Genomic DNA, 24,718 nt, shown 5'->3' on the forward strand with positions numbered 1-24,718 from the left:
GATAAATGAAAGTATCATTTCATAAGGTTATGATTCACATCGGATTTACAGTATGAAATCAAAGCCAAACTTACTGTGAAGTGAGGACGGAAAACCACGGGTCTTAAAGGTGCGAGATAGCCGGGTTGCATTATATCAATGGATACGCCCATCAATAAGGGCGTGAGCTTTATCACTTGGAGTGTGAACAATGTCAAATCGGCTAATCGCGGCATTTACCTTGCCATTCTTGTTGTCTGCTTGCGGAGGAGGAGGATCTGATGACAACCCACCCCCACCCGATACTAATCCTCCTTCGATAACGTTATTAGGCAATGCCACTACGTATGTCGAGTATCAAAATACCTATAGCGAGCCTGGAGCCCTTGCCATCGATGATGTGGATGGTGAAGTTGATGTCTCAATTACTGGTGTTGTAGACACCAATCAACTTGGTAGTTATGAAATTGTTTACTTTGCCCAAGATAGTAGTAACAACAGCTCGACCGTGGTTAGAACAGTTGAAGTTGTCGATAGCACTGCTCCGATTGTCACGCTGCAAGGTGAAAATCCAATTGATGTTGCTTTCGGTACAGACTTTTCTGACCTTGGTGCAACAGCGATGGACAATGTTGATGGACCTGTCGAGGTTACTATTTCTGGCTTTGTGGATACCAATCAACTCGGTCGTTACGAAGTGGCTTACTTTGCACAAGACAGCAGAGCTAATAGTGCTACGGTCGTTCGAACTATCAATGTCGTGGATCGTGAGGCGCCAGTTTTAATTTTGCAAGGAGACAACCCCCTCGAGGTTGCCTTGGGTAGCAACTTTAATGATCCGGGAGCAACCGTTACGGATAATGCTGACGATATGGTTGAAATTGCCGTTAATGGGAGTGTAGATGTTAACACTGTGGGTAGTTATGAAGTGTCATACTCTGCAATAGATGCTTCAGGGAATGAATCTAGCACTACGCGAGAAGTCGTTGTTAAGGATCTTGAAGCGCCCGTTATTAACCTAAATGGTGAAAGTAATATCATGCTCTTTGTCGGTGACATTTATGAGGAGCAAGGCGCAACAGCCTTGGATAACTTGGACGGTGACCTTACAAATGAAGTTGTTTCATCAGGAATAGTCGACCACACTTTAGCAGGAACTTATTATGTGGATTATTCTGTTTATGATACAGCAGGGAACTTTGGTGAGGCCACACGCGAGGTAATCGTTGTAGAGAAGTCATATGACATTACTTTTAGGGATAGTGACTTAACATTGTACGAAAATGAGTACACCCATCGCTTCTGGTTCGATTTCGTTGAAGAGCAAAATACCTCTCGTAGTTTGACGTTTAAGGTATCAGCGCAATCAACCGCTGATCGTTTTGACTTTACTTTAGATCGCACGTTTAACCCCACGATGGAATCGAGCGGTTACATCGAGCTTACAATTTTTGATGATGCCGTTTTTGAAGGCCAAGAAATCATCAGTATTGAAGTTCTAAATGAAGAGCAGGAGTTAGTGACGTTAGTCGATATTAAGCTGGAAGACGGGAGCTCTCAACCAATTCAACACGTGCCTTTAAACACTGATTTTCTCGACACAAGCTCTGCGGTATTCGATGACATACTTTACGTAACGAACGGTCAAAAAGTAGTGAAGTATGACCTAACAAAAGAGCAGAATATCGCATACGTTGAAAATGTATTTGCTCCGTATTCTTTCCTAGGAGACAGTATTGCTCACAATGGTGAGATGTACTATTTTGCTGGTGGCATATTGCGGCGTTTAAATAAAGAGTTGCTCACATTCGAATTTGTTTCGTCTGCCCCTGAGGCTCTTGACTGGAGCTCGCAACTTCAGGTAATCGAAAACAAAATCTATATGGTTGGGGGATTCAATGAACATGGAAATGTTACCCGCTCGGCATACAGTTATGATCTTGAAGAACGAGAGTGGAAAACTTTAGCTTCTGCTAATGTTGAGCGCTATGATTCTGCTACCGCTGTTATTGGAGATACCCTTTATGTTTTTGGTGGTAACTACAGTAATTTTGAATACTCAAGCTACAATACACAGAGTGACTCATGGATCTCTTTAGGTACATATCATCCTTTAAACCGTGATAAACATACTGCGGTTACATCAGGAAAATACATATATGTATCGAAAACTGAGTCGTTTGACTATGGCTATCAAGTAATAATGCGTTACGACACAGAGCTAGATACATGGCAAATACGCTACTTTGATGTCCTTAACTATGCATATCGAGATACATTCATTTATAAAGGCCGCATTTATCTTGTTGGTGGTGATGATGGCATAGAGGGCAGCTCCAGAGTAGACTCTGTTTACTGGGGAGATGACTAAACTCAATTTAAGTTTTATTTATAGCCAGCGTGAGATCGCTGGCTTGTGCTTTAGATTGAAAGAATTACTCTAGCGGCAATTGGAAGGTACTCTTGATTTCCTTAACGGAGACGTTGGATTGAATGGCGCTGATGCCTTTTACGCGGCGAATTGTACTGATGTGGTCAAAGTATTCGTCTAAGTCTCTCGCCACCACTTGCACCATGTAATCTGCGCTGCCTGCAATGCAGTGACACATTAAGATCCAATCGGTTTCAGCTACGAAGTCTTCAAAAGGCGTGGTGTTTTCCACTTCATGACTGCCTAATGTCACTAGCGTAAAACCAGAGACTTGGAAGCCGAGCTTTTTGCGGTTCAACTTCGCCGCGTAACCCTCAATGTAACCTTCCTCTTCCATCTTTTTCCAGCGTCGCCAGCAGGGCGTTTCACTCAGGTTAACGGTCTCTGCGAGCTTGGAATTACTCATGCGACCATCTTTCTGAATATGGTCAAGAATGGCGAAATCGGTACTATCCAATTCAAAATTGGTGGATTCTTTCTTTTTCATAATTGTTTTAGAAATAGTCTGCCCAAATTAACCTTTATCGTAGCGCAGATAGCAATTTTCTTTCTACCCAAATCGTTAGACTGTTTCCCATATTCGTTGATTACTTTTTGGGAGAGAGTGCATGAGTGCTCAATTGTTGGCGGCATTTTTGTTGTTTGCCGTTTCTATTTCTTTAACGCCGGGAGCTGGTAACGTCGCGCTGTTAGGTATTTCAAGCCGATATGGGTTTTCTGCGACCGTGCCGTTTGTATTGGGCAACGCAGTTGGGGTGATCATCATGTTGGTTGGTGCAAGTGTGGGGCTTGTCAGTTTGTTTACCCTTTACCCTGATTTGTACACGGCATTAAAGTGGATTGGTGCGGCGTACCTGTTGTATCTCGCATGGTCGATTGCCACGATGGAACTCGACAATGATTCGAATGCGAAAAAGTCCGGCTTTTTATCTGGGGTTTGGGTGCAAATTCTAAATCCGAAAAGTTGGGTTGCGTCGCTGACGGTGTTCTCTCAATTTATCTCGCCAAACAATGATTACATGACTCAAGTGGTGATCATCATAAGTGTGATGGTGGGAACTGGTGTGTTGGGGATGTTTGCGTGGGCGTACTTTGGCACAGTATTGAATCGCTTTATTCAGTCACCACAAAAGGTAGTGTGGGTAAACCGATGCATGGGCAGCAGCCTCGCTTTAGTAGTGGTGTTTATGTTGAGTCAGCCCGTTTAGGCTCTTATCCAATTTGACGCGCGCGCCGAGAAAACGTTATATACCCGTTTCCCTATGGTGCGCCATACTCTCTCTAGCAATTCAGTGGTATCCAGATGAGCTTAACCAAGACCAGTTCGACCAAGACCAACACTTGCGTTAATCAACGGAGCTTTGGTTTGCCAAGTGAATCGTTGGTGTTGGAGCATGTTGAGCTAGAGCCACTGGCTTTGGGTAAAGTTCGTGTGCAAATCGAAGCCACAAACATTAATCCAAGTGACCGATTGTCGATTCAGGGAGTAGGGCAGTATCGTCGTACCCATGTACCGCCGCGAGTCCCCGGCTTTGAAGCGGTGGGGCGTGTGGTTGAGATAAACGATCAGCATCAAACCGAATTTCACATTGGGCAAAAGGTGCTGGTGGCACAAAGCGGGACTTGGCAAAGCTATGTCGATGCACCTGCGGAGAATGTCTTTGCAGTGCCGAAAGAGCTTGAGAATGGCTACGCTTGCCAGTTGTATATCAATGCGCTAACGGCTTGGGTGATCACCACTCACGTTGCCAAGTTGTGCGAAGAGGATGTGGTGATCATCAACGCGGGCAATTCTGCGATTGGTAAGATCTTCGCTCAGTTGTCGCATTCACTTGGATTTACTTTAATTGCAATAAGCTCCGCGCCAGAGCGTTATCCATACGACGCCATTGCAGTGTTAGATAGCAAGCAAGATCTGCAATCTCAAATCGATGCCCGAGAGCTGCCTCAACCCAATGTCGCATTCGATGCCATTGGCGGCAAAGTGGGAACAGAACTCATCCAAGTTTTGCGTAATTCGGGAACATACATCAATTACGGAACGCTTTCACTTACCTCTTATGAACTTGCTTTTTTTGCTTATATGAAGCAGAACAACATCAATTTCAGTACGTTCTTTTTGCGCTATTGGGAAGAGTCAGTTGGTAAGACCGTTCGTAAGCAAATCTTTGCTGAGATGCTAGAACACTTTATGGAACACCAGATACAACTCGATGTGGATCGCTACCTTCCATTGGAACAGTTCCAGCGCGCCTTCGAGCTGATAGAAGATGAGGCGGTCACGTTGCACGGCAAAATTATACTGACCATGTAGTGAGGATATTCAAGCTCCTGAGGTGACTTGGGTATATTGAAGAACAAAAAAGGGATGGTATTCACCATCCCTTTTGCGTTCTCGTTAGGATTAACGGAACTGTGGCATGTAGTCGAGGTTGGCTTCAATTGTCTCTTCTAGAGCCTTTTCTAGGATCGTCCCGGTGGTTACTAACGGGTTCAAAATCAATGCTCGATGCGCTGCATTGCGGTCGCCAGTGACAGCCGCTTCTACCGTGAGTGATTCAAAGTCTTTCATCAATTGAATCAAGCGCAGCGTATCGCTTGGGAATGGCGCGACGTTTAAAGCCACAGGTCCCGATTTTGTGATCATGCAGCTGACCTCTACCGCGCAATCATCAGGTAAACCTGCAATGGCACCGTTGTTACGGGTGTTTACGTGCATGATGGTGCGCTTATCGTTGTAGATAGAGCTCATCAGTTCGCAGGCAGCTTCTGAGTAGTATTGACCACCACGCTTTTCGAGCTCTTTTGGTTTCTCGTTGAGTTCTGGATTGCGGTAGATATCGAACAGTCGTTTCTCCATAGCTTTGACCACTTCACCGCGTGTGCCTTCGCCATTCGCTTCTTCAATCTCTTGGCTCATGATGTCTTCGCTGGTGTAGTAATAGCGCAGGTAAGCACACGGGATCATCCCCATATTACGCAGTAACTCTTGTGGCCAGTCGAATGGAGGAATATTTTGTGGCACCAAAGGATCGTTGCCGGATAGGATCTCTTCGACCACTTCTTGCAGTTTGTCACGACCTTCGTGCAGGATCTGGCGTGCCCAGATAAAGTGGTTCAAACCCGCAACTTGCAGTACAAACTCTTGCTCGTTAGCACCTAGCATTTGGGCGATGCCTTTTTGCATGATCACTGGCACGTTACATAAACCGACCGCTTTCACTTTGGTGTGTTTGAGAATCGCTTCTGTCACCATGCCTGATGGGTTGGTAAAGTTTAGCAACCAAGCATCTGGACACAACACTTCCATCTCTTTACAGATTTCTAGCGCGATAGGAATGGTGCGACAGGCATTGGCAAAACCGCCTAACCCATTGGTCTCCTGACCGATCATGCCGTACTTCAGTGAGATACGTTCATCACGGATTCGACCTTCCAAGCAGCCAGCGCGAAATTGAGAACATACAAAGTCTGCGTCTTTCAAAGCAGGTTTGCGATCCAAAGTGACGTGCACATCAATATGCGACATGTCGTTTTTAGCCAACATGCGACGTGTTAAATCGCCAATGATGCTGACTTTTTCTGCGCCATCTTCAATATCAACCAACCACAGCTCGCCGATTGGCAGTTCATGATTGCGTTTGATCAGACCTTCGATCAGCTCTGGTGTGTAGCTAGAGCCTGCGCCAATGATGGTAATTTTAAGATTCTTTTTCATCGTCATGTTCTCGTTATGGATAAGACATTTTGATTAAAAAACATCCTTATGAGCTTCACAAACCAAAAAAATCTTGCTATGGATTAGTACAGCTAATTTATAAAAGGTTGAGTGATGGACAGAAAGCAGCAGATGCTCTCCAATATGTACACTTTTGCGATTGCAGGTAAGTTTCTTAGCTTTACCAAAGCAGCGGAAGAGCTATTCATTACCCAAGGGGCGGTGAGCCAGCGAATCAAATCGTTAGAAGAGCAACTGGGCTTCAGTTTGTTTGTGCGTATGACGAGACGATTAGAACTGACTAAAGAAGGCGAGCGATTACTGCATGCATTAAACCAATCGTTCGACGTTATTTTCTCTGAGCTCGAAGACATCAAGTTCAATGAACTGCGCGGTGAGTTATATATTGGAGCAGCGCCGACGTTCGCCCAGAGTTGGCTTTTGCCAAGGTTGCCAGATTTCCAACGTTTGTATCCGCATCTCAATATAAAACTGAGGGTGAAAGCGAGCCGTTTGGACTTTCAGCATGAGCCCGTCGATATCGCAATTTACTACAGCGATAGCGAACATCCAGGTTTTTACCATCAGCGTTTATTTGATGAAGTGCTGTTGCCGGTTTGTAGCCCCAAATACTTTAACGACCATTTTACAGGGCCAGCACCATTGCTTGAGCAGTTGGCCGGCGTGACTTTTATTCATTGTTCTGAATCACTAGAAGCGAGTGAACCCAATCAAGAATGGGCGATGTGGTTGGACAAACAATCTAACCCGCTACTCAACACATTTAATGTGATGGACAGAACTTACTTGTTCAATCACGCCGATATGGCAATGACAGCGGCTAAGAACGGAATGGGGTTGGGGATCGCCCGTGAATCTTTAGTGAAAAGCAGCTTAGAAAACGGTGAGCTAGTGGCACCTTTTGAGCGCGTAAGTGCAGAGCGAGGCTACGATTTGATCTGTTTAAACGGGCAGCAACACAGACCAAAGAATGCTGCATTTATTGAATGGCTTGAGACGCAATTGTCAAAGAATGGATAAGGGATGATAGGGAGGTAAGGCCAACTTCCTCCCTTCATTCATTCGATGAGAAGGGAGGAGGAACAAGTCTTGAAATTAACTCGCGATAATCTCTTCCATCAAACGGTCTATCTGAACGACTACTTGTTCGCTGGCGTCTTCCATCGCGTTAATTGCGGTCACCATGCCGGCCATGTTGCCAGATTTGGCTTGGCTCATTGCTTCACGTCCGCTGTCATGCACGCCTTTGTGTGGTTCTTCAAGTAACGCATAGCTTCTTAGGTGGCTGTAAGCCTTGCCATCGCCACGGTAGTACCACTGGCCTAAACGACACTCTGAGTGGCTATTCACTGTTTCACCGAATGCACCGCTTTGTAGTAGGCGGTAGACGTTGTTTTTCCAGATCGCGTGGTCGAGTTTGACCGTATCTAAGAAGGCACGCGTTGAAGCAATGTGAATCACTTGCTTCATGTGTTCTGACTTCACCACCACTTCATTCACGATGGTGCCAATTTGAGCCGAAGAGGCAGATACTTCTTCCGCGCAAGTTTGGTTTTCATCGATGGAGTTTTTAATTGCGCTGACTTGCGTGAGCACTTGGTTAACCAACGAATCAATTTTCTCACTGGCTTCGCTCGCCTTACCCGCAAGTGTTCTGACTTCGTCTGCGACCACGGCAAATCCACGTCCAGCTTCACCAGCTCGTGCGGCCTCAATGGCGGCATTGAGAGCGAGCAAGTTGGTTTGGTCTGATATCTCTTGAATAGTAGATACAAGGTGGGAAATAGAAGTGGCGGTGTTATCTAATATTTGAACAGATTCAATGCTTTGTGAGGCTTGAGTGCTGATTTTTACAGCTCTGTTATCAAGTCGTGCTAAGGCCTGATGCGTCTGCTTAAACATTTCATCAAGCTGTTGCAATTCTTGGTTTTCATTCGCCATAGACTGAGCACTTTCGACCATTTCAGTTCGAATGGTCTGGAGCATATCGCCCCCTTTTAAGCTACTCGACATTAACTCATCACAGTTGTGGTGATCTTGTTGTGCTGAGCCAACAAGTTGTTGAGTTTCTTGGAGCTGATTTTCTAGAACGGCAACGTCGGTTTGATACTTCTGCTTAAGGTCTGCTAACTCTTGCTTTAGCGCCTCGTTTTCTGCTTTGATTCGTTTTAATCCAAACATAGGTTTTATAAATATTACAGAATGTTAAAAAATCCATGTTAATCGAGTTGAGTATCGAATACACGATGACTTTCATATCTTTGCTCGGTCGAATCACACTTTTTATGTAAGGTTATAACCAAGCAGAGGCTTCAAATCTTAAGAAAGATCTGACAGCCTCTGCCTACTTACACTTAGTTGTTATAGCTTTAGAGCTCTTGCATCAGTTGGATGTAGTTTCCGCAAGTATCATCAAGCACGGCAATCATCACAGTGCCCGCTTCTCTTGGCTCAATAGAGAACTGTACGCCAAGCGCAGTCAGTCTTTCATACTCACCATTGAGATCATCGACAGCGAAAGAAGTCCACGGAATACCCGCTTCTTTTAGGGAGGCTTGATACACTTTTGCTGGACCAAATGCCATCGGTTCTAGCAATAGCTCCACACCCGATTGCTCTTGCGGAGAGACGACGGTGAGCCATTTATGTTCACCGATTGGTACTTCGGTTTTTTTGATGAAGCCAAGAACATTGGTGTAGAAATCTAGGGCTTTGTCCTGATCGTCCACAGGTACGCTGGTTAGGGAAATTCTGATCACGGGTATTTACCTTTGCTGGATTTGGATGAGGAAAAGATACTGAAAGTGAGGCTCAAAAACTTATTCTAGATTGCTTTTATGCATTTTTTGAAACGCTTTAGGTGAGTAACCCGTGCTCTTTCTAAAGACACTCGAAAACGTGGTTAAGCTCTCATAACCAACCCAAAAACAAGTATCTGTGATTGAGTGACCTTCCTTGAGTAACGCTTTGGCTTTCTTAATCCGCATATCTCTCAAATAGCTTCGTGGCGTCACGCCATACATCTGTTTGAAAATCCGCACATAGTGGAAGCGCGACATAAAGGCGGCTTTGGCTAAGTCGCTTAATTCGATGTTTTCTGAGTGATGCTTTTCCATAAACGCTTTCGATTGCCTGATCAGGAGAAACTGCTTTGGACTCAACGGCATCTCGCTGTATATGCGATCAATTTCTTGTTCATAGAAGGTTTTTGGGTGAGATGACATCGTATTTCCACATTCTGAAAGCATCGTATTGAGTCTAACACTGCTTCGGCAAGATTGGACAAACGAGTGAGTTAAGTGCTCGACCTTGGACGAAATACCTTTCATACCTCACCCCAATCTCCTTCCTAAATGAGGATTACTTGATGATGACTTGCTCGATCTGATTAAAAAGGAATCACTCATTAACGTAAAGAATGTAAATGAGATTAATTATCATTAAGTTCATGTATTATGCTGCGCTCCCTCGTTATTGTTTATAAAATATAAGTAGTATTATGAAACTGAAGTCACTTTCCGCAGCCATCACCTTTGCGATTGCCTCTTTTGCTGCTCACGCTTCTGACGAAAACATCGTCGTTGTCGGTTCTGCTCTTGATCAACTTGTTCAAACTGAAATCAACTCAGAGACATTAGAACAAAAACAAGCGTCTGATATTAAAGACATCCTGAACACCATGCCGAGTGTCACGGTTGACGGTAACGCACGTTACTCGCGCAAGGTTTACATTCGCGGTATGGAAGACAAATACTCGGTTGTCACCATTGATGGTGCACGCCAAGAAGGTCAGTTATTCCACCACTCTGGCGACCAGACCTTTGACCCAGCCATGCTTAAATCTGCTGAAATTACCCTAGGCGGTAACTCGGTACTGTCAGGTGCGGGTGCGATTAACGGCTCATTCAGCTACGAAACGAAAGATCCCAGTGACCTCCTTGCAGAAGACGAAAGCATCGGTGCTCGCGTTAAAACGGGGTATCAAACGGCTTACGAACGCTTCACGACGAACGTTGCGGTTTACGCGAAACTGAACGATGAACTCCAACTGATGGGTATTGCGAACTACTCAGATGACGGTGAGTTGTACATTCCGGGTAAAGATGATGTGACTTCTAAGCAAGGTAAGCTGAAGTCTGGCTTGGTGAAAGTGGTGTTCGTACCAAACGACGCGAACGAATTCAAACTGTCTTACGACACGTACCAAGACGGTGGTAAACGTCAGCTATCGGGTGAGAAGGCGGGTGCACTGTACGCACATGATGAACACAACTACCACTCGATTAACCGAGATACTGTGACGTTCATGCATCGCTACGACAATGGCAGTGACTTAGTGAACCTAAAGACGAACCTATACTACAACCGTCAGTACATGGATCGTGATGCGCTAACTGAAGAGTACGGTGATTGGAACCAAGTGAATGGCGCTTGGGAATTCACTAAAGACGGTGACCTATCAATTCCTTCTCGTGAGTACAACGTGACGACAATTGGTGGTGATATCCGCAACATCTCTTGGGTTGGCGAGCATGAGTTGACTTACGGCTTCGAGGGTTACAAATCAGAGCAGTGGGTTGATTCTGGCCTTGGTCATTACACGTCGGGCTCGAAACTCGGTGAGACGAAGAACTACGACATCGACGGCGGTACAGTAACGGCTTACGGCATCTACGCTCAAGACGCATTCGAGATAAATGACTTCCGTTTTGTTACCGGTCTTCGTTATGACGTGCATGAGCTAGGCGGTGTATTTAAAGGTAAATACGACCAGCTGTCGCCTAAGTTCCAAGGTGAATACCAAACCACAGATAACCTAAGACTGCGTGTTGGTTACGGTCGTCTATTCAAAGGCGCTTCACTACCTGAAACACTGACTATGAAAGCGGCGGCTGACGTAACTCAGGCAGACACCAAAGCCATGACAGGTAACAACTACGAAGCGGGCTTCGATTACGACATGTCTGGTTTGTTGATGGCGGAGAATGCGATTCTTGGCTTCACTGCATACCAGTACGATCTGGATAACCAAATGCATCCAACCAAGAACAACAGAACCTTGGCTAACCAAAATGATGTAGAAGTTTGGGGTGTAGAAACCGTATTTACTTACAGCATTGAAGATTTCGACCTGTACGCAAACCACTCATACTCTGATGGTGAGCAAACCAGTCTAGAAAGCGGCAAGACGAGCCACATGAACAAGACGGGTATTCACAACATCAAGGCGGGCTTCAAATACGACGTAACCAGTGAAGTGGTGTTCGGTTGGGATTCACGCTTCGTTCCGGGTAACGACTACACAGACGAAGATGGCGAGAAAGTGGAACGTCCTGGTTTCGCAACACATAACCTATGGGCTGTGTACGTACCAAATTTCGCGAAAGACCTATCAGTTAACCTAGCGGTTGATAACGTGTTCAACAAGCTATACGCAGAGCATACAGGCTTTGGTATCTCTTGGGGTTCAGTGAAGTACACCAGCTACGAAGTAGGTCGTAACTTTAAAGCGTCTGTGGCTTACAGCTTCTAATCACGCTTAACTCAATCAGTCCAAAAAACAAAAACCCGATAATTGGTCATCAACTATCGGGGTTCTTTTTATCTCACTTTGCCTATCAAAGCGAAACGAGCATTATTTGGTATGGAAAATCTGCTCAGTCTCTAGCGACGTCATTGCGCGAACTTGGCGCCAGATGTAGTAGAAAATACCAAACATCATCAACATGCTCGGGATTGCAATCATTGGGTAGCTGTACAGCGTCAGTTTACCCAACTCTTCATTGAACGCTGCTGTACCTGCTGGGCTGGTTACAATCCACGTTGCAAGGAAGTAGTTCATCGCTGAAGAGAATGCGAATGTACTTGCGAACATGTAGTTTGAAGACATTAGGCAGCGGTCAAACGCTTGTGTTTTGCCATTCTGAGCCAGACGCTCGTTAATCAGCGGCAGGTTCAAAATGGTGTCATTCAACAGCATCTTCTGCATAAGCGGGTAGCGAGTGAAGGTTGAGCCCAACACAGCAAGACCAATCAAACCTGGGATTAAGGCTTCTTTCAATGCCAACCAGCGCGTGTCTAGCTCTAACAAGCCAATACCACCGGTTAAGAGCACGCTGATAAAGCCCAGTGCAGAGATGAAGTTAAACTTCTTGTTACGGATAAGATCCATACCGCCGTACACCAAAGGGAACATCAAAGCGACAACCAGTGCCAATGCTGTACCTAGGTGCTCTTCACCACTGAACTTCATCAAAATGAATGAAGGAATGATGACGTTAAACAGGATCTCGAATAATGGATTCGACTTTTTCGCCGTCGTGTTACTCATAATTTTACTGACTCTACTATGTCGGCTGCGATTTTACTTTGGTGGGAAGTGTTCATCTCATTGCGCCAGATGTAAAGCCCTAAAGCCCCGAGTTGTGTAACGACTTATGAAATGAACGCCCAATTATCCACATATATGGGGATCTCTGTTCTTATTTACGAGTGGTGGGCAAAAATGTGCTGCATTGCGATCTCAAAAGTCGTGTTCGCTTAAGACGCTAAATTTGGCAGTGTTCACCAAGTACTAAAAAGCACATTCTCATCGCACTATATTGAATTGGGTTACAACCTCATCTTTGATGTCGCGCCTTATTCAGGTGATGCGTATTTATTTGTTCGTCATGACATCGGCAGGTTGAAAGACCACATTACATCACCGCCGCTCCCTTCGTAACTTATTAAGCTTAACCACTAACTTGAGAGCCTGTTCGCGAGTTTCCCCTGCTGTAATGCTCTTGGGAGTGGCAAACGTGTATTCGTCATCCAATAAAACGCCTGCTTTTAGGGCGCCTTGTTTCATCATGGCAAGGCTTCTGGATTTTCCATGGCAATGACCAGACACCAAACCGACCACCTTTGAGCCTTTTGAGGTGATGATTTGGCAAGCGTGTTCTATCGCGCCGGAGGTATTAAAACCACCACTAACGGTGTTGGTTGCTACATCGTGTTTAGTGTAGGTTTTCTGGTTGGGGATAGGGCTAGAGGATGAGTGCCCCGTTAACGACAAGACGTAATCTCTACTGCTGTCTATCATGCCTTTTAGAGCTGCTTCGCTATCTGGGCTAAGACGTCCATCTTTTTGAAAAGTAGGGACAATATCCACAATATCTCGATGATCCCGTCGAGTGCCAAGATGAAGAGAAGCGACTTTTCTCACAGGCACTTGGGCTGCACCTGTTCGTCGTCTTTCAGCGTCTACTCTTGTTCGATTCGCTGCCCACCTTTGTTGGTCTGCATCGGTAAATCGAAGCTCTTCTGCTCGCGCTCGCCTTTGTCTGGTCAAGCGAGCGGACATCGTATCTTCTCTTCGAGGCTGACTGGTACTCTGATGCACTGCGGGATGCTGAGATTGATACGCGCCGCCCGAAGAAGTGTGTGGTCTACCGTCTCGCCTTGTTGGGTTTCTTCCATCCATAGTTGCCTCGACTGAAACAATCAAAGACTAAGAGTGTAGACGCCGTTAGAGCTTCGGTTATGCGTGCCAATGAAAAGGCTCGTTCTGACTATCAAAAAGCGCGTTTAGTCGGCGTATTGAGGCGCTTTCTCTCTCCCATCAGAACGATGGTTTTAACTTTTGTTAAGGCCAATGCCCCACAGATCGGTTAGCATCTCCAAATACATAATCGAAAGAGGCAGTCGCATGGCAAATAACATAAGTTTTAGATCCTTCTTACCAAGTGATAAAGAGGATTGCCTGCGCATCTTCGATGAAAACTGCCCTAAATATTTTGCAATCAATGAAAGAGAAGATTACGCGGAGTTTCTTGATAGTGATCCCCAAGGTTATGAAGTGTGCTTTCTAAATGGCGAACTCGTTGGTGCTTATGGTTTGAGTGGTAAAACACAGGCATTTCATAGCTTGAACTGGATTTTAATCTCACCAAAAGCGCAAGGCATGAAGATAGGGCATGAGTTTATGAGCCGAGCTATTGATCGTGCTAAGCGCTTAAACGTCCCGCAAATCAAAATTGCTGCAAGTCATTTGTCTGCGCCGTTTTTTGCCAAATACAGTGCCGTAGAACTGAACTACATTCCCGATGGGTGGGGCAAGGATATGCACCGTATTGATATGGAATTGAACCTCCCAAAGTAGCCAGATTCGGCTATTGAAAACGCCACGTGAGTATTTGGTCAAAACACTCTGCACCATATGGCGCTCAAATGAATTTTTGTTAGGTTATTGCTCTTGGTTATCGAAAGCGTATTTTGCCTTTCGTTATGAATATAAGGACAGACAATGCCAACAAAGTTCTTAGTGCCAGCATTGGCGCTACTTCTCAGCGCATGTGGCGGCGATGGAGACTCGTCATCACCTGCAGACAGCGGCTCACAATCCCCAGATACACCACCGACAGAAACCACTTTTGCCGAGCAGATGCTGGCCGCCGTAAACAATGCTCGATCTAAAACTCAGCAATGTGGCTCTAAAACAATGCCACCGGTTGGCGCACTGACTTGGAGCTACGATCTCGAAAGCGCCGCTTACGGGCACTCTAGTGATATGGCAAACAGTGATTTTATGAGTCACACAGGCTCGGATGGCAGTACGCTTTCAAGCCGAGTCAACGCGACGGGCTATGCTTGGAGCCGACTAGGTGAGAACGTAGCAGCAGGGCAAAGCTCAATTAATGCCGTGATGAACTCTTGGCTATCAAGTGAAGGCCACTGCCTCAATATTATGAATGCCAACTTCGATCATATGGGCGCCTCCATGGTTGAAAACCAGTCAGCAAGCTACCGCTACTATTGGACTCAAGTGTTCGCTAAGCAGCGTTAAGGCTTAACGTTGGGTAAGGTGCTTGCAATCCCCTCCAACTCTCCCTTTTCTCGACTTGGTTTGCCAAGCATTTGAATGTGGTTATCAAGGGGGAGGGTATTTTTTTGCTGCTAGCTCAGTGCTTTCCCATCGTCATTCTGAAGGAGCCTAAGCGAGTATTCAGAATCTACTTTCAGTGCGTTGTGATTTTGCATTGTGAATTGAGTTATCCGCGATTGCAGGACCAGTTCCTCCCCTTTGAGCTCGGAGTGTTGAGAGCTTCGGAGTTTGATACAAGGGGAGGTTAGGCGGGGTTGATGGTTTGATGCTGAATGTAGGGTTATGTGCTTGCAACCCCCTCCAACTCCCCCTTTTCTCGATATGGTTTGCCAAGCATTTGGATGTGGTTCTCAAGGGGGAGGGTATTTTTTTGCTGCTAGCTCAGTGCTTTCACATCGTCATTCTGAAGGAGCCTAAGCGAGTATTCAGAATCTGTTTTCAGCGCGTTGTGACGTTGCGTTGTGAATTGAATTATCCGCAAATGCAGAACCAGTTCCTCCCCTTTGATCTCGTTGCTTTGAGAGCTTCGGAGTTTGATACAAGGGGAGGTTAGGTGGGGTTGCTGGTTTGAGGTTGAATGTTGGGTTATGTGCTTACAACCCCCTCCAACTCCCCCTTTTCTCGACATGATTTGCCGAGCATTTGAATGCGGCTATCAAGGGGGAGGGTTTTCTTTTCTGCTTTTAGTTCAGCGTCTTCCCGTCGTCATTCTGAAGGAGCCTAAGCGAGAATTCAGAATCTACTTTCAGCGCGTTGTGATGTTGCACTGTGAATTGAACTTTCCGCGGATGCAGAACCAGTCCCTCCCCTTTGTTTTCGGAGTGTTGAGAGCTTTGGAGTTTGATACTAGGGGAGGTTAGGTGGGGTTGATGGTTTGAGGCTGAATGTTGGGTTAGGTGCTTGCAACCCCCTCTAACTCCCCCTTTTCTCGACATGGTTTGCCAAGCATTTGAATGTGGTTATCAAGGGGGAGGGTTATTCTTTGCTGCCGTGAGTTCAGTGTTTCCCATCGTCATTCTGAAGGAGCCTAAGCGAGTATTCAGAATCTACTTTCAGCGTGTTGTGATGTTGCATTGTGAACGGAATTATCCGCGAGTGCAGAACCAGTCCCTCCCCTTTGAGCTCGTTGCTTTGAGAGCTTCGGAGTTTGATACAAGGGGAGGTTAGGTGGGGTTAGTGGTTTGAAGCTGAATATTGGGTTATGTGCTTGCAACCCCCTCCAACTCCCCCCTTTTTTCGACATGGTTTGCCAAGCATTTGAATGCGGTTATCAAGGGGGAGAGTGTTCTTCTCTGCTGTGAGCTCAGTGCTTTCCCACCGTCATTCTGAAGGAGCCTAAGCGAGTATTCAGAATCTACTTTCAGCGCGTTGTTATGCTGACAGTGTGAATTGAATTACCCGCGAATACAGAACCAGTCCCTCTCCTTTGATCTCGTTGCTTTGAGAGCTTCGGAGTTTGATACAAGGGGAGGTTAGGTGGGGTTGCTGGTTTGAAATTGAATGTTGGGTTATGTGTTTGCAACCCCCTCCAACTCCCCCTTTTCTCGGCATGGTTTGCCAAGCATTTGAATGCGGTTATCAAGGGGGAGAGTATCCTTTTCTGCTGTGAGCTCAGTGTTTCCCACCATCATTTTGAAGGAGCCTAAGCGATTATTCAGAATCTGTTTTCAGCGTGTTGTGACGTTGCGTTGTGAATTGAATTATCCGCAAATGCAGAACCAGTTCCTCCCCTTTGATCTCGTTGCTTTGAGAGCTTCGGGGTTTGATACAAGGGGAGGTTAGGTGGGGTTGCTGGTTTGAGGTTGAATTTTGGGTTATGTGCTTACAACCCCCTCCAACTCCCCCTTTTCTCGACATAGTTTGCCAAGCATTTGGATGTGGTTATCAAGGGGGAGAGTGTCCTTTTCTGCTGTGAGCTCAGTGTTTCCCACCGTCATTCTGAAGGAGCCTAAGCGATTATTCAGAATCTGTTTTCAGCGCGTTGTGACGTTGCATTGTGAACTGAACTATCTGCGAACACGAAACCAGTTCCTCCCCTTTGAGCTCTGCGTGTTGAGAGCTTCGGAGTTTGAAACAAGAGGAGGTTAGGTGGGGTTGCTGGTTTGATGCTGAATGCTAGGTAAGGTGCTTGCAACCCCCTCCAACTCCCCCTTTTCTCGACATGGTTTGCCAAGCATTTGGATGTGGTTATCAAGGGGGAGGGTTATTCTTTGCTGCTGTGAGCTCAGTGCTTTCTCTCCGTCATTCTGAAGGAGCCTCAGCGATTACTTAGAGTCTGCTTGAAGCGTACTGTGATACTGGTGTTTTGATGTTTTGATTAATTGAAACATTTGACGGAACTTAATTTGACCTAATTTGGAATTCGCGTGTACTTTGATGAGTAATAGGAAAATTGAAGTAAAGGGTGAACGTAATTGTTTGACGAAGAGCAGAAAAAAGCAGTTATGCGAGCATACACTTTTGCGCATGGGGTTGGAAAAGAACACATTCGATATCTAGAAAAAAATAGATCAAGCAATGCACTAGCAATGTTAGAAGAGCTGCGATCAGAACATACACCAGAAGAGTTGAAAAAGTGCGTTTTGGACTTGGCGATTGAATATCATTACTGGAAAGCCCCCTCGTCCAACTACGGTCTGATTCCCCATTTGGAAGATATAGAAACTGAATTAAGAAGTCTGATAACGAAGTTTGAGTCATTAAAAAATACGGCTCCAAACACCTTTGATGAGATTGCTTATTTGATGCATTCACCATATGTACGGAGTGGTGAATTTAAAACCAATACGTTTACGTACTATGACCCTCAGATAGAGTTAAACCATCTAACTCGGGCTGTAAGTATCACTAAGAGTGACGTACAGAAAAAAGGACGGGCAGCCAAAAAAAGAGGCTTTTATTGGAAGCTAATTGAACGAGTATGGCAGCAGATAACATACCAGTCCCCGCAAAGCGGTCAAAGCAGTGGATTTATTAAGTTCTCTGAGATGGTTTTCAACTCCGGTAAAAGTTCTGAAGATAGTTTTGAAAGTGCTGAAGCCCTGAGTAAGGATTATCGAAGGTACCTAGAGGTAAAACGCTTAAAGGAAAACATCTAAGTTGCTTGGACAAAAAAGGTAAAATTATGACTTCTCTGTCCAGAACAATTAGTTCTTGTTGCACATAATGTCCTTACAAACAATGTAATGGAGGAGTTTATTGTGCTTCTAGAAATTCGAACAAAAACAGTGTGTATAAAATTTTCTTGGAAGACACTAAGCGTGGTTGTTATAGCTGGGTTATGTATGTACTTGGATCTACCGTTACCTTGGCAATATCCCTAGCTAAAAAATACTAGGTTTATGAAGATATCTCAGTCTCTAAACGGCAGTAATCCAGTATCATCGAGTCAAGAAAGCCCCCCCAAAAACCAAAAAAGCCAGCAGTTAATACCTGCTGGCAAAGTCTTTGGGCTTCTAGGTTTTTTGATTTTATTTCTTGTTACTCATCGCTGTCACGGTGCCCCGATTGGTTTTCCGGGGAAGAAAACACAGCACCGTGCGCTTTGTGCTCAAGAAATTGGAGATTAACCTTGCTTACGGATTAGGTAGTCAAATGCGCCTAAGCTTGCTTTTGCACCTTCACCCATCGCAATGATGATCTGTTTGTAAGGAACGGTTGTTGCGTCACCCGCTGCGAACACACCTTCTAGGCTAGTATCGCCACGGCTACCGACTTCGATTTCGCCGCGCTCAGATAGCGCTACTTCTGAATCTTTTAGCCATTCTGTGTTTGGTACTAGGCCGATTTGAACAAAGATACCTGACAGTTCAATCTCTTTGATTTCATCTGTGTTGCGGTCTTTGTACTTCAAGCTTGTTACGCGAGTACCGTCACCCACTACTTCTGTTGTTTGCGCCATCGTGATGATGTCTACGTTTGGTAGTGAGTTCGCTTTGTCGATAAGTACTTGGTCTGCGCGAAGTACGTCTGCGAATTCAAGAACCGTTACGTGTTCTACAATACCAGCAAGGTCGATAGCAGCTTCGATGCCTGAGTTACCACCACCGATAACTGCGGTTTTCTTGCCTTTGAACAGTGGGCCGTCACAGTGTGGGCAGTACGCGACACCTTTGTTGCGGTACTCTTGCTCACCCGGAACGTTCATTTCACGCCAGCGCGCACCAGGGCTAAGGATGACACTCTTACTCTTCAGTGTTGCGCCGCTTTCAAGTTGGATGTGAATCAAACCATCTTCTGTGTGTGCTGCGCCCATTAGCTTCTCAGCTTGTTGCTCAGTCACGACGTCTACGTCGTATTCTTTTAGGTGTTCTGCTAGGTCAGTCGCCAGTTTTGGACCTTCAGTACGTTTTACCGAAATGAAGTTCTCAATTGCCATGGTGTCCATAACCTGACCACCAAAACGCTTAGCAACAACGCCAGTGCGAATACCTTTACGAGCGGCGTATAGAGCAGCTGCGCTACCACCAGGGCCACCGCCGACAACAAGTACGTCGTATGGGTCTTTTTCGCTAAGTGCTTTCGCCGCTTTTTCGCTCGCGCCGTCATCCACTTTGTTTAGGATTTCAGTCAGAGACATACGACCTTGACCGAATAGCTCACCGTTCACGAATACGCTTGGTACGGCCATGATGTCGCGTTGTTTCACTTCATCTTGGAACAAGCCACCGTCGATCATGGTTGCTTTTACTTTCGGGTTGATTGCCGCCATCATGTTGAACGCTTGAACCACGTCCGGACAGTTTTGACACGACAGTGAAATGAAGATTTCTACGTCTAGATCTTTGTCTAGTGCTGCGATTTGCTCAATCACTTCTGGTTCTAGTTTGATTGGGTGACCGCCAGAGTGAAGCAGTGCCAATACTAGAGAGGTAAATTCGTGACCCATTGGCAAGCCTGCAAAGCGTAGTGCTGTGCCTTTTGCTGGGTTAGTTACCGCCATCACTGGTTTACGTGCGCTTGCGTTATCGTCACGCTCAACGGTGATTAGGTCGCTCATCTCTGCGATTTGGTTCGCTAGAGACAAAATGTCATTCGATGCTTTGCTTTCATCTAGACTAACCACTAAACGAACTTCTTCTTTTACATTAGCCAGATATTGTTTGAGTTGTTGTTGGATCGCTTGGTCTAACATAGTTGTTACTACCTTAATTAAAACTAAAAAGTGGTTACTGTAGATAAAACCTGAGGGGGAGAGAGCAAATCAGGCAGAAGGTCGTCAAGGTATCTAACCTGAAGTGCTCTCTAATTCAGTTCTAATCAGAAAAAGGAAATCGGAACTGATTAGAACTTAAATTTCAGTGACTTAGATTTTGCCAACTAGGTCTAGTGATGGAGCTAGTGTCTCTTCACCTTCTTTCCATTTAGCTGGGCAAACTTCGCCTGGGTGTGCTGCTACGTATTGAGCTGCTTTCACTTTGCGTAGTAGGTCTTCTGCGTCACGACCGATACCTTCAGCAGTGATTTCCATTGCTTGGATAGTACCTTCTGGGTCGATTAGGAACGTAGCGCGGTCTGCAAGACCTTGACCTTCACGCATCACACCGAAGTTGTTTGTGATGTTGCCTGTTTGGTCGCCAAGCATGTAGTACTGAATCTTACCGATTGTGTCTGAGCTGTCGTGCCATGCTTTGTGAGTGAAGTGTGTGTCAGTTGATACTGAGTAAACTTCTACGCCACGTTTTTGTAGCTCTTCGTAGTGGTCTGCTAGGTCGCCCAGTTCTGTTGGACATACAAACGTAAAGTCTGCTGGGTAGAAGAAGAATACTGCCCATTTACCTAGAACGTCTTGTTCTGTTACTTCAACGAATTCGCCGTTTTTGTACGCTGTAGCTGCAAATGGTTTGATTTGAGTATTAATCATAATTTACTTTCCTTTGAATGTTTTAAGCTGAGCTGTTGTTGCTTTCGGAAAGTATATTCTCATCGGAGTGTGTTTAAGGAAAATCGCTTGTAACTATCCTATTGATAGCCATTTCCTATTTCACTTGATAGGGAAATCCGATGTAAGTGGGTTTGCATTGATAGGTTTTATTGAAGATGAAGGCAGAGTAACAATAGAGAATACTGATGATGACCTTAAGTGGATGATCTGAATAAGATCGAAAGAGCCTGCATCTCGGCAGGCTCTTTCTAATAGGGAGTGGGTACGCTGATGCGTCTATTTTGTCAGCTCAGATTATCGAGCACTTTGCCGCACAACTTCTTCAGCATGATCATTTCATCCAGCTCTAAGGTGATTTTACACATCATGGCGTTTGGCACTGACTTGGCTTGTTCTTTAAGGTCATGACCTTGTTCTGTTAGGTTGAGTACGCGAACGCGTTCATCGGTTTCACTGCGCCCACGCTCTACATAGCCTTTTGCTTCTAAGCGTTTAAGTAGCGGCGTGAGTGTGCCTGAGTCCAAATGCAGTTGAGACCCCAATTCTTTCACGCTGGCACCGTCTTTCTCCCACAACACCATCATCACTAGGTACTGCGAATAAGTCAGATCAAGCTCGTCCAACAACGGGCGGTAAGCTCGGATCACTGCGTTTGCAGCACTGTAGAGCGGGAAGCAAACTTGGTTTTCGAGTAAGAGTTTATCGTCGTCGGTCATGGTGTTGTCGGTGTAACACTGGCTCATTGGCGTTGCCTACCTGCTCACAGAGAAAGAGAGTTATAAAATAAATTGCGCACAATATAGTTGCAAACGATCTTTACTTCGATATAAGATTGTAAGCAATTAAATTGTGCGCAACTTAAATTAAGAAGGATACTCGCATGACTACTCTATACAAAACTCAAGCTACCGCTTTGGCTGGTCGTAATGGTCAAGTAAAAACAGATGACGGTCTTCTCGATCTAGAGCTGTCATACCCGAAGGAAATGGGCGGCACAGGCGCAGCAACTAACCCAGAACAGCTTTTTGCAGCGGGCTATTCAGCATGTTTTTCTAACGCGATTTTGCACGTAGCACGTGAAGGTAAAGTAAACCTGAAAAGTGCACCCGTAACAGCGCAAGTGGGCATCGGTCCTAACGATAACGGCGGCTTTGCACTAACAGTGAGCCTAGCGGTAGAGCTAGACATGCCACAAGAGCAAGCGCTAGAGCTAACGCGCATTGCACACCAAGTTTGCCCATACTCAAACGCAGTTCGCGGCAACATTGATGTCGCAGTAACGGTGAACGGCGAAGCGATTTAAGCGGTTCTTACCACTGCACAAAGACAAGAAAGCCTGCAAGTACGCAGGCTTTTTTGATTGGTATGAGTCGAGAATACTTAACGCGACTCTAGCGGGTAAGAGCGGTAGCTCCACATGCCGTAAGTACGCAGTGCATCGCGGTAGATACCAAGCAGTTCGCTATCGCTGGCTTTGGCTAAGTCTTTCAGTGGCTTGTCTGGGTAGCTTACAGTGTCGAAAGTGATGCCTTGTGGGCCAGTTTGCCAGCTTGCTATTTCAAACAAGGTTTGACCACGGCGCACGTGGCTCGCTGAGCTTATGATGGTCGCGTGTTTGATGTTATGACGCGCCAACGCGTAGCTGCTGAATAGGGCGTTACCTACCGTGCTGGTGGCGTAGTTTTCTTCAATGATGCGATCTTTGCTGATGCCTTTTTCGATCAGCCAATCTGCCATTAACTTGCCTTCCGTTTTGTGGTTCTTCGGTACGCCACCCGTCAATACGATCAACGCGTCTGGGTTTGCTTTTGCCATTGCTAGCGTGGTTTCCAAACGCTCAACCAAGATTTGATGCATTGAACCATCTGGGTTCAGCGCGTATCCCAACGTGACTATAGCGCCTTTGGCATCCAGTTTGCCTTTATCGGCTTTCTCTTTTAGTGGCGTAGCGAGTACGCGGTCTACGGTGTCGAAGATGCGTTGGATGTCTGCCGCTTTACCGGCATTGAGTTTAGTGAGTGTCGCCATGTGTTTCGCTGATTCCGCTTGGTTGCCCTCAAAGCGTTGCCATACCGCTAAGTAAGCATGCAAATCCACATCGTCTGGTGCAACAGAAAGGGCTTGTTCAAACAGTTCAATCGCGCGATCTGCATTCTTGTTGTAGATCTGCGCGTTTGCTGCAGAAATCAGTAGGTCAGTACGGTACGGCTCAAGTTTGTAGGCTTCTAGTAAGCGGTCGGTAACAATCTCCATGTTGCTCGGCATTTTGGCGGTAAAACCCGCATGGGAGATACGCGCAGGGGATTTGAATGCTTGTACTGCGTCGTTGAGAAGCTGGTCGACAACCTGACGTTTAGTGACGATCTGTGAGTAGTCGGCGGAAGATTGGACGGCGGCATCGTTAGCCGCGATAGAGTATGGGGCAGCAGTCAGCGCAATCACGCTACCAAGAGCAATGGCAAGTAAGTTCTTCTTCATGGAATGTCCTAGAGGTGCTGTAGTACCTAGTGTTTCGCGTTTTTATAGTTCGAACAAAGTCGATGGATGGGGCCAGTCTAGGTCCGGTTCATGAATAATCTGTGAAATGAATCCCAACTCAGCCGAGCGAATGAATGCGCGTGGTCAAAACGCGAAGTAGGATCACGAAAATAATGAGGTATTCGTTCGTGTTCTAAGTAATTGGATTAAAAGATAAACAGCGTTTGGAAGAACGAATTTAAGCAACCAGAGTAAGAAATGAAAAAGCCTGCAATGATGCAGGCTTTTGGTTTATTTGATGGCAGTGCAGAAGCTAACGTCTGCATGATGCGTTTGTGGGTCGAAGCTGTGGTAAAGCTCAAAGCAAGGACGATCGTCGTTCTCAATACCGGATTCAATTACCTTGCTCATGACATCATCCCACGCTTTTGAGTATTGGCTCGGGTCAGTAATGTGCTGGCGCATCACAGCATATTGACCGCCGGGGAAGTCTTGCAGCTCAATACCTTTCGGAACTTCCGTGTCTTCTGGCACCATCAAGCAGATATCAGTGCGACACTTCTCGTCTGGCGTGATTTCAGGATTGTCATGGTAGATGAAGATGCAGGTATTGCCTGCCAAACCTTTCATTCCTGCCCATTGATACAGGCGATCTGATGGCTCTTCATAGCCTTGACCGTAAGGGCCGTTTACGCGAATGTAAGCCAGTTTTGCTTTTTCAAAGTTTTGCGTTTCCATTGTCATGCTCCATTTGGTGAGTTCAGAGCCAGTATATGAATCGCTTGGTGTTACTTCGTTTCCATTCTTGCGCAACGTGTGTCCAATCTTGCTGTTTCGTGCTAATTCAGAAAACTGCTGGTAGTTCTCACAGTCACGAAAGGCCGTAGGTGTAACGCCATAATGTTGTTTGAAGGCTTTGGCTAAGCTCTGTGAGCTAGAAAATCCGTACTCTAGGGCAATGTTCAATACCGGTTGCTTAGATTTGAATAAGTCATCGGCGGCGGCTTCTAGACGCAAACGTCGAATGAAATCGGCCAATGTCTCGCCTTGCACGGCTTTGAAGGTACGATGAAAGTGATAAGGAGAAAGGTTCGCCAGCGCGGCCACTTCTGGCAGGTTGAGTGGCTCATTAAAGTGTTGTTCTAAATAACGAATCACAGGAACCAGTCGTTGGTGGTAGTCGACGCGCATCGGGGTATTTCCTTGTTCTTTTCAGCTTGTATTCTCTGCTCAAAGCCTACCGCAATCCAACAAGCTTGCAAGGGATCAGGGTGAGAAATGCGTGGCGAGATGAGCGTCAATCAGTCACACTCAACTAACAGATGTTTAAGCAAAAACGTT

At 45.8% G+C, this 24,718-nt stretch carries 21 protein-coding genes and 1 riboswitch; of the genes, 9 read left to right on the plus strand and 12 right to left on the minus strand.

Features of this window, described 5'->3' with window-relative positions:
* The first annotated feature begins 53 nt into the window (after positions 1-53).
* A riboswitch (cyclic di-GMP riboswitch) is annotated at positions 54-133 on the plus strand.
* Positions 134-190: 57 nt separating this feature from the next.
* A complete protein-coding gene (locus KIT90_RS11170) occupies positions 191-2,350 on the plus strand; it encodes an immunoglobulin-like domain-containing protein (protein ID WP_285376703.1) in 2,160 nt (719 codons plus the stop codon).
* 64 nt (positions 2,351-2,414) lie between these two features.
* On the opposite strand, the gene KIT90_RS11175 is transcribed toward KIT90_RS11170, so the two are convergent.
* The gene (locus KIT90_RS11175) at positions 2,415-2,897 is read right to left on the minus strand and encodes an Lrp/AsnC family transcriptional regulator (RefSeq protein WP_061009015.1); all 483 of its coding nucleotides are present in this window, start codon (positions 2,895-2,897) and stop codon (positions 2,415-2,417) included.
* A 121-nt stretch (positions 2,898-3,018) separates the two neighbouring features.
* Here KIT90_RS11175 and KIT90_RS11180 point away from each other — a divergent pair, with 121 nt between their 5' ends.
* Together KIT90_RS11180 and KIT90_RS11185 are read left to right on the plus strand one after the other, a co-directional pair.
* Entirely contained in the window at positions 3,019-3,618 is a 600-nt protein-coding gene (locus KIT90_RS11180) for a LysE family translocator (protein WP_285376704.1), read from the plus strand.
* Between the two features lie 95 nt (positions 3,619-3,713).
* Positions 3,714-4,724 carry a zinc-dependent alcohol dehydrogenase family protein gene (locus KIT90_RS11185; RefSeq protein ID WP_285376705.1) on the plus strand — a complete coding sequence of 337 codons (1,011 nt, stop codon included), beginning with the start codon at positions 3,714-3,716 and terminating at the stop codon, positions 4,722-4,724.
* A 90-nt stretch (positions 4,725-4,814) separates the two neighbouring features.
* On the opposite strand, the gene KIT90_RS11190 is transcribed toward KIT90_RS11185, so the two are convergent.
* Positions 4,815-6,128, minus strand: coding sequence for a 6-phospho-beta-glucosidase (locus tag KIT90_RS11190; protein ID WP_045415224.1), 1,314 nt, complete (start codon positions 6,126-6,128; stop codon positions 4,815-4,817).
* 114 nt (positions 6,129-6,242) lie between these two features.
* On the opposite strand from KIT90_RS11190, the gene KIT90_RS11195 reads away from it, so the two are divergent.
* The gene (locus tag KIT90_RS11195; protein ID WP_285376706.1) at positions 6,243-7,169 is read left to right on the plus strand and encodes a LysR substrate-binding domain-containing protein; all 927 of its coding nucleotides are present in this window, start codon (positions 6,243-6,245) and stop codon (positions 7,167-7,169) included.
* Positions 7,170-7,244: 75 nt separating this feature from the next.
* Here KIT90_RS11195 and KIT90_RS11200 read toward each other — a convergent pair whose 3' ends face one another.
* From KIT90_RS11200 to KIT90_RS11210, 3 genes are all read right to left on the minus strand, one after another.
* Positions 7,245-8,330, minus strand: coding sequence for a methyl-accepting chemotaxis protein (locus tag KIT90_RS11200; protein WP_208444793.1), 1,086 nt, complete (start codon positions 8,328-8,330; stop codon positions 7,245-7,247).
* 188 nt (positions 8,331-8,518) lie between these two features.
* On the minus strand, positions 8,519-8,908 hold the full coding sequence (locus KIT90_RS11205; RefSeq protein WP_038895121.1) for a VOC family protein: 390 nt from the start codon (positions 8,906-8,908) through the stop codon (positions 8,519-8,521).
* Between the two features lie 60 nt (positions 8,909-8,968).
* A complete protein-coding gene (locus KIT90_RS11210) occupies positions 8,969-9,373 on the minus strand; it encodes an AraC family transcriptional regulator (RefSeq protein ID WP_045484323.1) in 405 nt (134 codons plus the stop codon).
* A 275-nt stretch (positions 9,374-9,648) separates the two neighbouring features.
* On the opposite strand from KIT90_RS11210, the gene KIT90_RS11215 reads away from it, so the two are divergent.
* Positions 9,649-11,682 carry a TonB-dependent siderophore receptor gene (locus tag KIT90_RS11215; protein ID WP_285376707.1) on the plus strand — a complete coding sequence of 678 codons (2,034 nt, stop codon included), beginning with the start codon at positions 9,649-9,651 and terminating at the stop codon, positions 11,680-11,682.
* Between the two features lie 102 nt (positions 11,683-11,784).
* On the opposite strand, the gene KIT90_RS11220 is transcribed toward KIT90_RS11215, so the two are convergent.
* On the minus strand, positions 11,785-12,480 hold the full coding sequence (locus tag KIT90_RS11220; RefSeq protein ID WP_005434212.1) for a VC0807 family protein: 696 nt from the start codon (positions 12,478-12,480) through the stop codon (positions 11,785-11,787).
* 372 nt (positions 12,481-12,852) lie between these two features.
* Complete coding sequence (locus KIT90_RS11225) at positions 12,853-13,614, minus strand: hypothetical protein (protein ID WP_285376708.1); 762 nt, start codon at positions 13,612-13,614, stop codon at positions 12,853-12,855.
* Positions 13,615-13,839: 225 nt separating this feature from the next.
* Here KIT90_RS11225 and KIT90_RS11230 point away from each other — a divergent pair, with 225 nt between their 5' ends.
* The 3 genes from KIT90_RS11230 to KIT90_RS11240 all read left to right on the plus strand — a co-directional run bounded on the left by KIT90_RS11230 (position 13,840) and on the right by KIT90_RS11240 (position 18,113).
* On the plus strand, positions 13,840-14,292 hold the full coding sequence (locus KIT90_RS11230) for a GNAT family N-acetyltransferase (RefSeq protein WP_285376709.1): 453 nt from the start codon (positions 13,840-13,842) through the stop codon (positions 14,290-14,292).
* 144 nt (positions 14,293-14,436) lie between these two features.
* Positions 14,437-14,976 carry a CAP domain-containing protein gene (locus KIT90_RS11235; RefSeq protein ID WP_285376711.1) on the plus strand — a complete coding sequence of 180 codons (540 nt, stop codon included), beginning with the start codon at positions 14,437-14,439 and terminating at the stop codon, positions 14,974-14,976.
* Positions 14,977-17,429: 2,453 nt separating this feature from the next.
* Positions 17,430-18,113, plus strand: coding sequence for a hypothetical protein (locus tag KIT90_RS11240; RefSeq protein WP_285376713.1), 684 nt, complete (start codon positions 17,430-17,432; stop codon positions 18,111-18,113).
* A gap of 467 nt (positions 18,114-18,580) precedes the next feature.
* On the opposite strand, the gene ahpF is transcribed toward KIT90_RS11240, so the two are convergent.
* The 3 genes from ahpF to KIT90_RS11255 form a co-directional block, all read right to left on the minus strand.
* Entirely contained in the window at positions 18,581-20,149 is a 1,569-nt protein-coding gene (gene ahpF, locus KIT90_RS11245) for an alkyl hydroperoxide reductase subunit F (protein ID WP_005374617.1), read from the minus strand.
* A 171-nt stretch (positions 20,150-20,320) separates the two neighbouring features.
* Positions 20,321-20,878 carry an alkyl hydroperoxide reductase subunit C gene (gene ahpC / locus KIT90_RS11250; RefSeq protein WP_005374632.1) on the minus strand — a complete coding sequence of 186 codons (558 nt, stop codon included), beginning with the start codon at positions 20,876-20,878 and terminating at the stop codon, positions 20,321-20,323.
* A gap of 305 nt (positions 20,879-21,183) precedes the next feature.
* The gene (locus KIT90_RS11255) at positions 21,184-21,642 is read right to left on the minus strand and encodes a MarR family winged helix-turn-helix transcriptional regulator (protein WP_285376715.1); all 459 of its coding nucleotides are present in this window, start codon (positions 21,640-21,642) and stop codon (positions 21,184-21,186) included.
* Positions 21,643-21,779: 137 nt separating this feature from the next.
* Here KIT90_RS11255 and KIT90_RS11260 point away from each other — a divergent pair, with 137 nt between their 5' ends.
* Positions 21,780-22,202 (plus strand): organic hydroperoxide resistance protein, encoded by a 423-nt coding sequence (locus KIT90_RS11260; RefSeq protein WP_042600226.1) that lies wholly within the window; start codon positions 21,780-21,782, stop codon positions 22,200-22,202.
* A 77-nt stretch (positions 22,203-22,279) separates the two neighbouring features.
* On the opposite strand, the gene KIT90_RS11265 is transcribed toward KIT90_RS11260, so the two are convergent.
* Together KIT90_RS11265 and KIT90_RS11270 are read right to left on the minus strand one after the other, a co-directional pair.
* Positions 22,280-23,377, minus strand: a complete 1,098-nt coding sequence (locus tag KIT90_RS11265) for a YdcF family protein (RefSeq protein ID WP_285376718.1) — start codon at positions 23,375-23,377, stop codon at positions 22,280-22,282.
* Positions 23,378-23,668: 291 nt separating this feature from the next.
* Positions 23,669-24,568 carry a GyrI-like domain-containing protein gene (locus KIT90_RS11270; protein ID WP_285376719.1) on the minus strand — a complete coding sequence of 300 codons (900 nt, stop codon included), beginning with the start codon at positions 24,566-24,568 and terminating at the stop codon, positions 23,669-23,671.
* Positions 24,569-24,718: the final 150 nt, after the last annotated feature.

The organism is Vibrio sp. B172a (assembly GCF_030248355.1).
Classification (GTDB): Bacteria; Pseudomonadota; Gammaproteobacteria; order Enterobacterales; family Vibrionaceae; genus Vibrio; species Vibrio owensii.